Below are 15243 nucleotides of genomic sequence, written 5' to 3'. Positions count from 1 at the left end.
AAATATTTTTTAGTATTAATTTTAAATATTATATTAATTCTTAAACCAAATTTTAATTCCGTCGAGAAACATTTGAGTAGAAAGCATGATTAAAATTAAACCCATAAGACGTTCTAAGGCATTAACTCCTTTCGTTCCAAATAGTTTTAAAAATGAACCAGACAATAATAATGTAATAATAGTAAAGCACCATGCTATTAGCAATGATCCTACCAAATAAAACATATGGTTTAAATATTGATGTGATAATAGCATTAAAGTTGCTAACAAAGATGGTCCTGCAACTAATGGAATAGCTAAAGGAACTAAAAAAGGCTCTTCATGATTAGTAGTATTATTTTGATTTTCTTCAGGTGGAAAAATCATTTTGACAGCAATTAAAAAAAGAATAATCCCACCAGATATTGAAACAGTTTCAGTTTTTAAATTTAAGATGATGAGTATTTTTTCTCCAATAAATAAAAATAATAACATAATAATTAATGCTATAATCATTTCTCTTATAACTACAATCCTTCTTCTTTTTTCTTCTAAATGTTTTAATATAGTCATGAATATTGGAAGATTTCCTAAAGGATCCATAATTAGAATTAACAATATTGTTGTTGAAATTATTTCATTCATTTTAATGTTTGATGTCCTTGTAAAATTTCATGTTTTTATACGCAATATTTTTTTTAATTAATTATATAAATTTTATTTTTAACATAAAATTATAATTTTATAGTATATTTAAAATAAAAATATAATTTTTTATTTTTATTAAAAAAAAGTATATGTTTTTATTAATTATTTTTTGGAGGCGGATAAAAATTTGATTTTAACTGAATTAGTTGTGAAATTTATAAATAATTACTGTTAATTTAAATCATCCGTATATTTATTAATGATAAAATCTGTTGGATTTATAGGTTGGCGAGGAATGGTTGGATCAGTCTTAATGAAGAGAATGAAAGAAGAAAACGATTTTTTAAATATTCGTGCTATTTTTTTTTCAACATCGCAATCTGGTCAAGCTATTCCTTCAATAAAAAACGTATCAAACAAAGAATTACAAGATGCTTATAATCTTGAACTATTAAAAGAAATGGATATTATTATCACATGTCAAGGAAGTTCGTATACTGAAAATATTTATCCCAAATTACGAAAAACCGGTTGGTCAGGTTATTGGATAGATGCATCTTCTAGTTTACGTATGCACAACGATTCTATTATTGTCTTAGACCCAGTTAATTCTAAACTTATATATAAATCTATAAACCAAGGAATTAAGACTTTTGTTGGAGGAAATTGTACAGTTAGTTTAATGTTGATGTCACTAGGAGGATTATTTGCAACAGAATTAATTGAATGGATTTCCGTTTCTACTTATCAAGCTGCATCTGGTGCAGGTGCTCGTCATATAATAGAATTATTAAAACAAATGGGTATGCTATATAACATTTGTTCTAAAGATTTATTCAACGACTCTTCAATTTTAGATATCGAACATAAAGTAACCGAAGTTTCTCGTAGTCCTAATTTTCCTATAGACTATTTTTCAGCCCCGTTAGCTGGTAGTTTGATACCATGGATTGATAAAAAAATGAGTAATGGTCAAAGTCGTGAAGAATGGAAAGGTCAATCTGAAACTAATAAAATTTTAGGTTTAAATAATCAAGTTATTATTGATGGTTTGTGTGTAAGGATAAGCTCACTTCGATGTCATAGTCAATCATTTTTAATTAAATTAAAAAAAGATCTTTCTTTAGATATGATTAAAGATATTTTAAAAAACCATAATGATTGGATTGATATTATTGCGAATAATCCTAAAGATACCATATCAAAATTAACTCCATCCGCTGTAACTGGAACTTTAAATATTCCTCTTGGGCGTTTAAGAAAATTAAATATGGGTAAAAGATATTTATCTGCGTTTACAGTGGGAGATCAATTGTTATGGGGAGCTGCAGAACCTTTGAGAAGAATGTTAAATATATTAATAGCAATATAATTATATGTTTTTATGAATAAAAAATAAATTTTCATTTATACACTATATTTTAATATATTTAAATATATTAAAATTTAAGTGTATATATTAAAGTTTTTATACTCCCTTTTTTAATAAATAGTAATAAGGTTTATTGTCAATTTTATTTTCTAATAAAACATGTTGCATAAAATAACAAAAATTAGGAATATCTCTTTTTGTAGAAGGATCATCTGATAAAACTAATATTTTTTCATTTTTTTTCATGTTACGAAGTGTTTTTCTTATAATCATAATTGGTTCTGGACATCTTAATCCGATTAAATTTAATGTGATATTATATTTTTTTTTCATTATGTTTTTACTATAAATTGTTTTTTAATTAATATAAGATTTATTAAATAATAAAAATTTTTAATAAAAAATGATTTTTTTTAAACATATAATTTTTTTGATAAGATATATTGATGTACAATAGGCGGCAATAGTTTATGAGGATTTTTTCCTTTTAAATAATTATCTCTAATTTCACTAGAAGAAATATTAATAGTATTCATATTTGAACAGAAAATTAGTCCAAATGATTTTTTATGAAGTAAACTACAATCTGTGACTCGATGTGAATTAATCCAATGTTTTATTTTAAGGTTTGTTTTAATGTGTGTTCTAGGATAAATTAATAAATGTGAATATAATAATATTTCTTTCCAATTTTTCCAAAGATGTAAATTTTCTAAATTATCTTCTCCTATAATAAAACATAAAGAATCTAAGAAGCCTATTTTTGTTCTAATTTTTTTTAATGTATCTACAGTATAAAAAAATTTTTTAGTGTTTGTTTCTAAATAACTAATTTGAAAAAACGGGTGGTTATTAATAGCTAATTTAATCATTTTTAATCTATCTACAATAGACGTTTTAGTTTTTTTTTTATGAGGAGGATTTTCATTTGGTAAAAATATTATTTTTTTAAGAGATAGTTCTTTTAATAATTGTTTAGATAGATGAATATGACCATAATGAATAGGATCAAAATTTCCACCAAATATTGCATATAATTTTTTCATTTTTTGTATTTTTTGGGTTAACTGATATAAATTTTTTTCAACATAATGTTAAAGTTAATTCATATAATTGAATCCACACAGATTTACTGTATTTTTGTTTAATATTTATTTCTATTTTTAAAAGAATTTTGATTGCTTGCAAACAGTTTTGATAATTAATATTTTCAATAGCTTGTTTAAAAAATTTATATCTTGTATTCCAAACATTATGTTTTTTTAATAACATATTAATGTTAATTATTTTTTCATGTTTTGCATAAATAAGTATCAGTAAATCTTTTTGTAAAATTCGTATTAAAATAAGAGGATTATATTTCTTTTGATAAAACGTATGTAAAATATATATTGCTTTTTCTTTATTATTTTGGAGTATAGCATTAATCCAATGTAATGGAAGAAAATTAAAAAACTCTGTAATAATTTTTTTCATATTTTCTATAGTAATAGAAATATTTGGGCATGTCTTAAATAAAAAATCTAACACGTCGTTTATAAATGAAGTATTTCCTTCATAATATTTGCATAATAAAAAAAAAGCTTTTTCTTCTATTTTTATATTTTTTTTATTAATTTCGTATTTGATCCAATTTATAAAGTCTAAATTATATGGTGTACAACAAGAAATCATATTTCCATAGTTTTTTATTATATTTAAAGATTGATTGTTTTTAAATAAATGAGATAAGTGATTGAATTTTAATAAAAATAAAATATCTGAACAGAATAAAGAATTAATTTCATTAATACTTTTTATTATTTTTTTATTTAGATACGTAATAGAGAAATTAATAATTAAAGTTGTTTTTTTTAAAAATAAATTTCTTTTATTACAAAAATTTAAAATTTTTTCCCAATCTTGATTGTTTTCTATATTAACTGTAAAAATTTCAGTAAATCCATTTTGATTAGCAAATTTTAAAAGTAAGTTTTGATTTTTATTTAATAAGAAAAGATCTTCTCCTAGAAATATATAACAAGAATTTAATTTATTGTTTAAATGTTGCTGAAATTTATCGAGATGTATGATATTCATATTAATCGGTGTATCTTTTTTTGTAGTAAGTTATTCTTTATATTACAAAGTTTATAATTTTGTTTGGAATATGTATTATTTTTTTTATGGTAGCAAATTTTAAATATTTTTTAATAACATTTTGTTTTTTTGCATGTAAGAAAATTTCTTTTTCGCTAATCTGATTAGATACTTTTATGATACAGCGTTTTTTTCCGTTAATTTGAATGACAATAACATTATATTCTTTTAACAATATTTTTTTATCAAAAATTGGCCATGTCTCTTCATCAATGGATGTTTTTTGATTTAGATGTTTCCAAACCATGAAACAAAAATGAGGTGTAAAAGGATATAGCATTTTAATTATACAAATTAAACATTCTCTTATAATAAATTGATCTTGTTGTGTTTTTGTTACAATATTTTCTAATTTATTTACTAATTTCATTATTGTAGAGATAGCTGTATTAAATGATTTTCGACGACCGATATCATCTGATACTTTAGCTATGGTTTTGTGTAATTGATATTGTAATTCATTGGTTTGATTTTCTCGAAAAGAAGTATTTATATTAATATTATTTTTTGTTACATGAATGTAATTGAAGATTAACAACCACAGTTTTTTTAAAAAACGATGTGTTCCTTGAACACCAGATTCGTTCCATTCTAAAGAAGATTCTATAGGAGCAGCAAACATAATAAATAAACGAATGGTATCAGCTCCGTAATGTTTTATTGTTATTTCTGGTTCAATTCCATTGTTTTTAGATTTGGACATTTTTATCATACCCGCATAAGTTACTTCTTTCCCTTTTTTAGTATATGATTTAATAATTTGGCCTTTTGAATTGCGCTCAATTAAAAGTGATGATAAAGGCAGCCAATTACGTTCTGAATTGTTTCCAATATCATAAAAAGCATCAGCAAGCACCATTCCTTGACATAATAAGTTATCTACAGGTTCATCAAAATCAACTAATTTAAAATCACGTAATAATTTATGATAAAATCTAAAATATATTAGATGCATTGTTGCATGCTCTACTCCTCCAATATATTGATCAACAGGTAACCAATATTTAGATGCTACTGAATCAATCATTCCTAGTTTAAAATGTGGACAAGTATATCTTGCATAATACCAAGATGATTCCATAAATGTATCAAAAGTATCTGTTTCTCTAATAGCTTCTTGATTATTAATAAAAATTTTAGCCCATTTAGAATCAGGACTAATAGGATTTCTTAAAATATTAGTAGCACTGTTTTTAATTTTTGGTAATACAACTGGTAGTTCGTTTTTAGGTATTAAAACTATTTTTCCGTTTTTTAATTTTGCTATCGGAATAGGAGCTCCCCAATATCTTTGTCGCGATATACACCAATCTTGTAACTTATAATGAATTTTTTTTACTAATATTTTTTTCTGAATCAATATATTTTTTATTATTTTTGTACTATCTTTGAAATTCAAACCATTAAATTCCTGTGAATTAAATAGTATTCCTTTTGTATCTAAAAATGACGTAGATGGGTAATGTTTAGCATTTTTAGCATTCAAAATTACATATTTTATTTTTAAATTATGTGCAATTGCAAAATTCCAATGATACTTATTATGAGCAGGAATAGATAGCATAGAATTTATTCCATATTCCCTCATTGTAAAATTTGTAATCCAAATAGGTATTTTTTCTTTTGTCAAAGGATGAATAGCAAAAATATTTGTATTGATTCCTGCATACTGGAACTTTTCTATTTCTCTAGGTGAAATATTTTCGTGTTTTTTTATAAAATCTTGAATTATTTTATTTTTTTTAGCTAGATATATAGACAATTCATGACAAAAAGATATCGAAATATATGTAACACCCATGATGAGATCTAATCTATTTGTAAATGATTGTAATTGTTTCTTATAGTTAAAAATATCTAAGGTAATTTCAAATCCTTTTGTTCTTCCTATCCAATTACGTTGCATGTTTTTTATTTTTTCAGGCCAGTTTTTCAATGTATTTAAATCTTGATACAATGATTCAGCATATTTTCTAATTTTTAAAAACCATTGAGGAATTTTTTTTATTGTAATTTTCCCTTGGCAACGCCAACAACAGCCATCAATAACTTGTTCATTAGCTAAAACAGTCTTGTCATATGAACACCAATTGACGAAACTATTTTTTTTATAAACTAATTTTTTTTCATATAACAGAGTAAAAAACCATTGTTCCCATTGATAATATTCTGGTTTACACGTAGTAATTTCTCTACTCCAATCATAACTAAAACCTAATGATTGAAGTTGTTTTTTCATGTATTTTATATTTTTTTTTGTCCAATGTTCCGGTATAGTATTATTTTTTATGGAAGCTTCTTCAGCAGGTAAGCCAAAAGCATCCCATCCCATTGGCTGTAAAACATTTTTTCCTAACATTCTTTGATATCGCGCAATAACATCACTAATTGTATAGTTTCTAACATGTCCCATATGTAATTTTCCCGAAGGATAAGGAAGCATCGGGAGGCAATAATATTTTTCTTTTTTAGCGTCTTCTAATACTTCAAAAGTTTTTTTTTCTTTCCAATGTTTTTGTACGTAAAATTCTATTTTTTTTGGTGAATATTTTTTTTCCATAGTTGTCTCTTTATAAAAAATCAAATTTTACTCTATAAAAAGTAATATTATTTTATTTCTAATAAAACTGGCGTGTTGTTTTTTGGAACTGTTACATGTAATTGTATAATTTTTCTGCTGTCTACTATAGAAACTTTAAAAGAATAATCACCAATATTTAAGATTTCTCCTCTACTAGGTAAATGACCAAATTTTTTCATCACTAATCCACCAATAGTATCGACTTCTTCATCTTGAAAATTAGTATTAAAAGTTTCATTGAATTCTTTGATTTCTGTAAGTGCTCTAATAGAAAATGTACATTTTTGTAGTTTTCTGATATTTAGTGTTTCTTTGTCATATTCATCTTCAATTTCACCAACAATTAATTCTAATACATCTTCTATAGTAACTAGACCTGAAACAGCACCGAATTCATCTATTACAATTGCCATATGATTTTTTTTTGAACGAAATTCTCTTAACATTTCGTCTACATATTTACTTTCTGGAACTACAACTGCTGATCTTAGTATATTTTTTATGCAAAAAATATTATTATTCATTCTCATAAAAGGTAATAAATCTTTTGCAATTAAAACACCTTCAACGTAATTTTTATCTGCATTCATTACTGGAAAACGTGAATGTGCTGATTCAATAATTACATCGAGACATTTATTTAAATCATAATTTAATTTTAATGTTATCATTTGTGTTCTTGGAATCATGATTTCTTTAATTCTTTTTTTTGCAATATGCATTACTCCTTCTAACATATCACAAGTATTTTGATCGATAAGTTCATTTTGTTCTGCATCTCGAATTAATACTAGTAGTTCTTCTCGATTTTTAGGTTCATCATGAAAAATTTGATTTAACAAAATAGAAAAAAATCCTTTTCTATTTATTTTATCGTAGTTTCGTGAATGGTTGTCGCTCATAATGTTTTGTATTTTTTATTTTTAAAATATATTGTGTTATTCTATGGTAGAATAACTTAAGTTAAAATATTTTTATATAGAAATAGATAATTTAAAAGAAGTATGGTTCTTCATAATTTAAAGATAGCATAATTTTATTTTCTATTTTTTCCATAATGTATGCTTCTCGTTCTTTTTTATGATCGTGTCCTAATAAATGCAAAGTTCCATGTATTGTCATGTGAGCCCATCGAGATTCTAGTATTTTTTTATATTTTAAAGATTCGTATTCTATGATATGTTTGCATAGAACTAAATCTCCTAACAATTTATAATTGGTTTTAATAAATTGATTGACAGGAAAAGATAAAACATTTGTTGCTGTGTTTTGTCCTCGATAGGTAAAATTTAAATATTTTATTTCCCATTCATCAACAATACGTATTGTAATTATATTAATATTTTTTTTTTAAGAAATATTTTTTTTAACCATTTTTTAAAATCTATTTTTTTGGGTATAAACCCATTTTTCTTACAACACACTTGAAGATTTATAATTATTTTATTCATATTTTTTTATTTAGTTGTTATTAAATTAATTCACCTTTTAACGAATGTGTATGTATTTTTTTGATTTTTAACTTGATAAATTTCCCAATCATATTATATTTTCCAGTAAAAGTTACGATTCTATTGTTTTCTGTACGACCATATAATTCCATGATGTTTTTATTAGAAATTCCTTCTACTAAAACTGATTGTGTGCTATTAAACATTTTTCTGCTCCACATCATTGTTTGCATATTAATAAGGTGTTGTAAAAAATATAAACGTTTCTTCTTTTCTTTTAAATCAACGTTATCTTTCATTTTGGATGCAGGTGTACCAGGTCGATTAGAATATATAAAACTAAAACTCATATCAAAATTAATTTTTTTTATAAATGTTATAGTTTCTTGAAAATCTGTTTCGGATTCTCCTGGAAAACCTACAATAAAATCAGAACTAATTTGAATATTAGGTCTAACAGAAATTAATTTATTAATAATAGATTCATAATCTTCTGTTGTGTATGATCGTTTCATTAAATTAAGTATTTTATTAGAACCACTTTGTACTGGAAGATGAAGAAAACTTACTAATTTTGGTGTATCACGATATACTTCAATAATATCATCAGTAAATTCAAGTGGATTACTAGTTGTGAAACGGATTCTATCAATGCCTTCTATTTCTGCAACTAATCTTATTAATTCTGAAAAATAGCAAATTTTGTTATTAAAAGTTCGACCTTGATAAGCGTTAACATTTTGTCCTAATAAATTAATCTCCCTAACACCATTTTCTGCTAGATTGGATATTTCAAACAAAATATCATCACATGGTCGACTAATTTCGTCTCCTCTAGTATATGGTACAACACAAAATGAACAATATTTATTACATCCTTCCATTATAGAAATAAAACTCGTAGATCCTGTTTTTTTAGGTTTTAACAAATAATTAAATTTTTCTAATTTAGGAAAGCTGATATCTATAGTAGATTTTTTATTTTCTTGTACTTCAGAAATCATATTTGGTAACTTATGTAAAGTTTGGGTTCCAAATATAATATCTACATAACTTGCTCTTTTGAATATTTCTTTGCCTTCTTGGGTTGCGACGCAACCTCCTACAGCAATAATAATTTTAGGATTATTATTTTTTAATTTTCTCCATCTTCCCAATTGATGAAAAACTTTTTCTTGCGCTTTTTCTCTTATAGAACAAGTATTTAATATTAAAATATCAGCTTTTTCTACATTTTCAGTGATTAAATATTCATTATTGTTTTCAAGTAAACTAGCTATCATGGATGAATCATATTCATTCATTTGACAGCCCCAAGTTTTTATATATATATATTTCATATTTTTAAAAAAGCCTATTTAATGTTTATATAGATATTTTTGCTTTAATAGAAGCATAAGGATTATATCCAATAATTTTAAAATCTTGAAAAGAGTATTGAAACAATGATGGTGGTTTATTCATTATTACTAGTTTTGGAAGTGTTAAAGGAGTTCTTTTTATTTGTGTTTTTGCTTGCTCAATGTGATTTTGATATAAATGAACATCGCCTCCTGTCCATAAAAATTCTCCTACTTTTAAGTCACATTGTTGTGCTATCATATGTATAAGCAAGGAATAACTAGCTATATTAAAAGGTAATCCAAGAAATACATCACATGAACGTTGATATAGTTGACAGCTTAGTGTTTTTTTGAACACATAGAACTGAAAAAGAACATGGCAAGGAGGTAATCCCATTTGATCTATTTCGCCAACATTCCAACTAGATACTAAAATTCTACGAGAATTAGGGTCTTTTTTTAATTTAATTAATATATTTTTGATCTGATCAATTTTTTTATTTTCTAGTGTATTCCAATTTCTCCATTGTTGACCATAAATAGGACCAACGTTTCCAAATTTATCTGCCCAATGATCCCAAATAGATATTTTATTTTCATTTAAATACTTAATATTAGTATCACCATTTAAAAACCATAAAAGTTCGTGAATAATAGATGGAATATGACATTTTTTTGTTGTGATTAGTGGAAAACCTTTTTTTAAATTAAATCTCATATTATAACCGAAAATAGACAAAGTTCCTGTTCCTGTACGATCTTCTTTTTGATTTCCACTTTTAATGATTTTTTTTATTAATTTAAGATATTGTTTCATTGTTTTCCATAATCCAATTTCTTTTATAAAAAGCTTGCAATATAATAATCAATCCTAGAAAAATCATCGGAATAGATAAAATTTGACCCATAGTCATTAAATTTTTGAATAATCCTATTTGAGGATCTGGTTCTCGAAAAAATTCTATAATAATTCTAAATATTCCATAAAAAATTAAAAATAAACCGCTAACACTACCTGTAGGTCTATTTTTTTTAGTAAAAAAATTAATTATACAAAATAAAATGATACCTTCTAAAAAAAATTCATATAATTGTGAAGGATGACGGGGTAATCCTCCATATTGATCAAATAAACTTTTTAGTTTTGGATATTTTTCAATTGTTTGTAAATCTTGATATCGAGAATTAGGAAAAATCATTGCATATGAAAAATTGGGTGATACACGACCCCATAGTTCACTATTGATAAAATTTCCTAGTCTTCCAGCACCTAACCCAAAAGGTACTAGAGGAGTGATAAGATCAGATATTTCTAGCATTTTTTTTTGATATTTAAAAGAAAAATATAATATTGTAATTATAGCTCCTATTAATCCTCCATGAAACGACATTCCGCCTTCCCAGATATAAAAAAAACGTAGTATATTTTCAGAAAAATATGAAAAGTTATAAAAAATAAAATAGCCTATTCTACCTCCTATACAAGAACCTAAAAAAACAGAATATATCAATGTTTCTATTTTTTTTTCATACCATATGTTTTTGTCTTTAATTATTTTTTTTTTACCATACCATAAAGCAAAAATAAGGCTAATAAAATACATGAGCCCATACCAATGGGCAGATATAGGACCAATAGAAAAAATAATAGGATTCAAATTAGGAAATTTGATATACATTTTTTCACAACCCCTTTTTTATTAAAAATTCTTTTTATTTTTTCTTTGAAAAAAATTATATTTCTAAACTTAGAATTTCTTCTATTTTTTGTCTTCTTCGAATAAGCATTACATTATCGTTTTTTAATAGTATTTCAGGAATCAAGGGCCTAGTATTGTAATTGGATGACATTGAAGCACCGTAAGCACCTGTATCATGAAAAATTAAATAATCTCCTTTTTTAATTATTGGTAATAGTCTAGTTTGGATCGTACCTCCTTCTTTTTGCGTAAAAATATCACCTGATTCACATAAAGGTCCTGCAATGACAGTTTTTATTGTTTTTTTTTCATCAATATTTCGATTATCTCCAGAAATTACTGATATATGGTGATAACTACCATACATAGCTGGTCTCATTAAATCATTAAATCCCACATCTACTAAAACAAAATTTTTATTTCCCATTTTTTTTACAGACCATACTTGCGAAATTAAAATACCTGATTCAGCCACTAAAAATCTTCCAGGTTCGATTTCTAATTCAATTTTTTTGCCTAAAAATTTAGATATTTCTTTTCTAGCTAAATCCCATAAAATAAAATATTTTTTTATATTGATAGGTTTTTCATTAAATTTATATGGTATCGGTAAACCACCACCAGCAGAAATAGATGATATTTTTTGATTTAATTTGATTACGTTTTCTATCATCGATTTACACACTTTTTTTAGATGAATATAATTTACTCCTGATCCAATATGCATATGTAAACCTATTAATTTTAATTGATATTTTTTTATAATTGGTATTGCTAGTAACGGATCCCAGATCCCATGTTTGCTATTTTCTCCTCCAGTATTTGTTTTTTTACTATGTCCGTATCCAAATCCTGGATTGATTCGCAACCAAACGTTATGACCAGAAGATGCTTTTCCTAATTGTTCCAACATATCTAAAGAACCAGCATTAACTGGTATGTTAAAATTTACTACTTGAGACAAGGTTTTGTCATCTAAAATATCAGCAGTAAAAACTATATCATTTGTATTATGTTTAAAACCGGATAATAAAGCTCGTTGAATCTCACCTAATGAAACCGCGTCTACTTTGACATTTTTGTTTTTCATTAAGCGTAATATATGAATATTTGAACAAGATTTTTGAGCAAATCTAATTACATCAAATTCTTGCAATAATTTTATTTTTTTATAAATAATATTAGCATCATAAACCCAGAAAGGTGGTTGATATTGTTTTATTAAATCTTTTATTTTTTCTTCATTAAAATTATTTTTTATATCATTTAAACAATATGGCATTGTATTTCCTTGTTTGCCTTATAAAAAGATTCATTTTTATACGTAAAATTATTTTTTAATTTACAATATTATTTTTTTAATTGACGTAATATTGGAAAAAAAATTACATCACGAATGTTGTTTTGATTAGTTAATATCATAGCTAAACGATCAATACCAATTCCTAATCCAGATGTTGGTGGTAAACCGTATTTTAACGCGTCTATATAATCTTTATCGTAAAAAACATCTTTATTATTTGTTTGTTTTTCTTTTTTAATTTGATTTAAAAATCTATTTTTTTGATCTTCTACATCATTTAATTCTGAAAATCCATTACTAATCTCATATCCAGCAATGAAAAGCTCAAATCTATCTGTTACATTGTGGTTAATATTATTACGTTTGGCTAATGGAGATACTTCGACTGGATACTCAGTTATAAAAGTAGGTTGAATTAAGTTTTTTTCTACAGTTTTTTCAAAAATCTCATTTTCTATTTGACCTATTTCCCATGTTTTTTCTATTTTTATATTCTTTGATATAGCAATCTTTTTAAGATTATCTAAGTTATTTAAATCAGATAATTGAATTTCAGAATTAAATTTAAGAATAGCATTTTTCATGGTAATTTTATGAAATGGTTTGTTAAAATTAACATAATAATTATTAAATTTGATTGTAGTATTTTTAAAAATTGATTTTATAATTCTATTAATAAGATTTTCTGTAAATTTCATCATATCTGTGTAATCGGAATATGCCATGTATGCTTCCATCATGGTAAATTCTGGATTGTGTCGACTAGATACTCCCTCATTACGAAAATTTTTGTTAAGTTCAAAAATTCGTTCAAATCCACCGATAATCAATTGTTTTAAGTATAATTCTGGTGCTATTCTTAAATACATTTGCGTATTGATTTCGTTATGATGAGTAATAAAAGGACGAGCGTTAGCTCCTCCAGGAATATTTTGCAACATTGGAGTTTCTACTTCTAAAAAATTATGTTTTTTCATAAAATTTCTAATTTCCATAATAATTTTAGAACGATTTTTAAACACATGATATAATTTACTATTACTAATTAAATCTAAATAACGTTTTCGATACCGAGTTTCTTGATTAGATAATCCATGAAATTTATCAGGTAAAGGTTTTAATGATTTATTAAGTATTTGTATGTTACTACAATAAACTGATAATTCTTCAGTTTTGGTTTTAAATAATGTTCCTATTACTCCTAAAATATCCCCAATATCCCATTTTTTAAAATTTTTATTGTAGTGTTCAGGAGATATGTTAGATTCTGTTATATATACTTGTATTTTTCCTTTTACGTCCTGTAACGTAAAAAAAGATGCTTTCCCCATAATTCGTCTTCGTGTCATACGACCAGCAATAGAAACTTTAATTTTTAGTGTTTTCAGTTCATTAGCATTTTTTTGATCGTACTTTTGATGTATTCTTTTTGGATTGGTATTTATCTTAAAGTTATTTGGAAAAGAAAATCCTGCGTTTTTCATATTTATAAGTTTTTCTTTTCTAATATGTATCTCATGATTATAAACATTGTTTTTTTTTTCTAACATTTTTCTTCCTTATAATCCCATTATTAAGCTTTGTTCAATAAATTCATCTAAATCACCATCTAATATTGATTGAATATTATTTGTCTCTATACCTGTACGAAGATCTTTTATTTTGGAATTATCTAATATGTATGAACGTATTTGATTACCCCAAGTTATATTTGATTTGTTTTTTTCTAATTCTTTTTTCTCTTTCTGTTTTTCTCTTTTTTGTATTTCATATAATTTGGATTTCATTTGTTTGATTGCTTGTTCTTTGTTTTTATGTTGAGAACGATTGCTTTGACATTGAGTTACAACATTCGTAGGTAAATGAGTAACACGTACAGCTGATTCTGTGCGATTAACATGTTGTCCACCGGCTCCAGAAGATCTATAAACATCTATTCTTAATTCAGATGAATTTAGATTTATATAAATTTTGTCGTCTATATCTGGATATACAAAAACTGAACTAAAAGAGGTATGTCGTCTTCTTCCGGAATCAAAAGGACTTTTTCTAATTAAACGATGTATCCCTGTTTCTGTTCTTAACCATCCAAAAGAATATTCTCCATAGACTTTAATTGTAGCAGATTTAATTCCTATTATTTCTCCAGAAGATTCATGAACAATATCTGTTTGAAACCCCTTTTTATCCAACCATTTTAAATACATTCTAAGTAACATTTTAGCCCAATCTTGGGCATCTGTTCCTCCTGATCCAGATTGTATGTCTACGTAACAATTACAGTTATCATTTTCTTTTGCAAACATACGATAAAACTCAATTTTTTGGATTTTTTTGTCAATTTTTTGACTTTTAAAAAAAACCTCTTTAATTAATTGATTATCTTTTGTTTCTATACCTAACTCTAAAAAAACAATTATTTCGTTAATCTCAGTTTCTATTTCATTAATATTATCAATTATTGTTTTTAAGTAATATTTTTCTTTATTCAGTTTTTTTATAGATTCTTGTTTTTTCCATGTTATAGGTGATAATAATTCTAAGTCAATTTCTAAAATACGAGCGTTTTTTTTACCATAGTCAAAGATACCTCTTAAGATCTTTTATTCTTTTTTGTAAATTATTAATTTGATTTGAAATCATTGTTTTTCCAATATGTTTTATAGCGTGTGAATTAATCATAAAAATGATAAAAAATTTTTAACTAATTTTAATATATAGTTTTTT

General features: G+C 24.9%; 14 protein-coding genes. 1 reads left to right on the top strand and 13 read right to left on the bottom strand.

Annotated elements, in window-relative coordinates; translation table 11 throughout:
* Window positions 1–33: 33 nt before the first annotated feature.
* Window positions 34–624, bottom strand: coding sequence for a YhgN family NAAT transporter (locus tag ATN01_RS02265; RefSeq protein ID WP_075433464.1), 591 nt, complete (start codon window positions 622–624; stop codon window positions 34–36).
* 265 nt (window positions 625–889) lie between these two features.
* Between ATN01_RS02265 and asd the strand changes: the two genes are divergently transcribed.
* Window positions 890–1999 carry an aspartate-semialdehyde dehydrogenase gene (gene asd / locus ATN01_RS02260; protein ID WP_075433620.1) on the top strand — a complete coding sequence of 370 codons (1110 nt, stop codon included), beginning with the start codon at window positions 890–892 and terminating at the stop codon, window positions 1997–1999.
* 96 nt (window positions 2000–2095) lie between these two features.
* On the opposite strand, the gene tusA is transcribed toward asd, so the two are convergent.
* The 12 genes from tusA to prfB form a co-directional block, all read right to left on the bottom strand.
* Window positions 2096–2332: a sulfurtransferase TusA gene (gene tusA, locus ATN01_RS02255; RefSeq protein ID WP_075433463.1), complete on the bottom strand. Its 237-nt coding sequence runs from the start codon at window positions 2330–2332 to the stop codon at window positions 2096–2098.
* Window positions 2333–2412: 80 nt separating this feature from the next.
* The gene (gene nadD, locus ATN01_RS02250; RefSeq protein ID WP_075433462.1) at window positions 2413–3045 is read right to left on the bottom strand and encodes a nicotinate-nucleotide adenylyltransferase; all 633 of its coding nucleotides are present in this window, start codon (window positions 3043–3045) and stop codon (window positions 2413–2415) included.
* 37 nt (window positions 3046–3082) lie between these two features.
* Entirely contained in the window at window positions 3083–4078 is a 996-nt protein-coding gene (gene holA, locus ATN01_RS02245) for a DNA polymerase III subunit delta (protein ID WP_075433461.1), read from the bottom strand.
* A gap of 37 nt (window positions 4079–4115) precedes the next feature.
* The gene (gene leuS / locus ATN01_RS02240) at window positions 4116–6698 is read right to left on the bottom strand and encodes a leucine--tRNA ligase (RefSeq protein ID WP_075433460.1); all 2583 of its coding nucleotides are present in this window, start codon (window positions 6696–6698) and stop codon (window positions 4116–4118) included.
* Window positions 6699–6745: 47 nt separating this feature from the next.
* Window positions 6746–7621, bottom strand: coding sequence for a CNNM family magnesium/cobalt transport protein CorC (gene corC, locus ATN01_RS02235; protein ID WP_075433459.1), 876 nt, complete (start codon window positions 7619–7621; stop codon window positions 6746–6748).
* A 91-nt stretch (window positions 7622–7712) separates the two neighbouring features.
* A complete protein-coding gene (ybeY, locus tag ATN01_RS02230; protein WP_236854844.1) occupies window positions 7713–8021 on the bottom strand; it encodes an rRNA maturation RNase YbeY in 309 nt (102 codons plus the stop codon).
* 169 nt (window positions 8022–8190) lie between these two features.
* A complete protein-coding gene (gene miaB, locus ATN01_RS02225; RefSeq protein WP_075433458.1) occupies window positions 8191–9510 on the bottom strand; it encodes a tRNA (N6-isopentenyl adenosine(37)-C2)-methylthiotransferase MiaB in 1320 nt (439 codons plus the stop codon).
* A 25-nt stretch (window positions 9511–9535) separates the two neighbouring features.
* On the bottom strand, window positions 9536–10330 hold the full coding sequence (gene thyA / locus ATN01_RS02220; RefSeq protein WP_075433457.1) for a thymidylate synthase: 795 nt from the start codon (window positions 10328–10330) through the stop codon (window positions 9536–9538).
* Window positions 10314–11192 (bottom strand): prolipoprotein diacylglyceryl transferase, encoded by an 879-nt coding sequence (gene lgt, locus ATN01_RS02215; protein ID WP_075433456.1) that lies wholly within the window; start codon window positions 11190–11192, stop codon window positions 10314–10316. Before lgt ends, thyA begins: the two co-directional genes overlap by 17 nt.
* 55 nt (window positions 11193–11247) lie before the next feature.
* Complete coding sequence (gene lysA / locus ATN01_RS02210; RefSeq protein ID WP_075433455.1) at window positions 11248–12495, bottom strand: diaminopimelate decarboxylase; 1248 nt, start codon at window positions 12493–12495, stop codon at window positions 11248–11250.
* A 68-nt stretch (window positions 12496–12563) separates the two neighbouring features.
* Window positions 12564–14066: a lysine--tRNA ligase gene (gene lysS, locus ATN01_RS02205; RefSeq protein WP_075433454.1), complete on the bottom strand. Its 1503-nt coding sequence runs from the start codon at window positions 14064–14066 to the stop codon at window positions 12564–12566.
* Window positions 14067–14075: 9 nt separating this feature from the next.
* A protein-coding gene (gene prfB, locus ATN01_RS02200) for a peptide chain release factor 2 (RefSeq protein WP_236854790.1) occupies window positions 14076–15159 on the bottom strand; the annotation gives its coding sequence in 2 pieces (ribosomal slippage) (window positions 14076–15098 and window positions 15100–15159; 1083 coding nt in all).
* Between the last annotated feature and the right edge of the window lie 84 nt (window positions 15160–15243).

The sequence above is a fragment of the Buchnera aphidicola (Diuraphis noxia) genome (assembly GCF_001700895.1).
Lineage (GTDB): Bacteria > Pseudomonadota > Gammaproteobacteria > Enterobacterales > Enterobacteriaceae > Buchnera > Buchnera aphidicola_D.
Note: the sequence above shows the minus strand (reverse complement) of the source record. Positions and strands in the feature narration are given on the sequence as shown.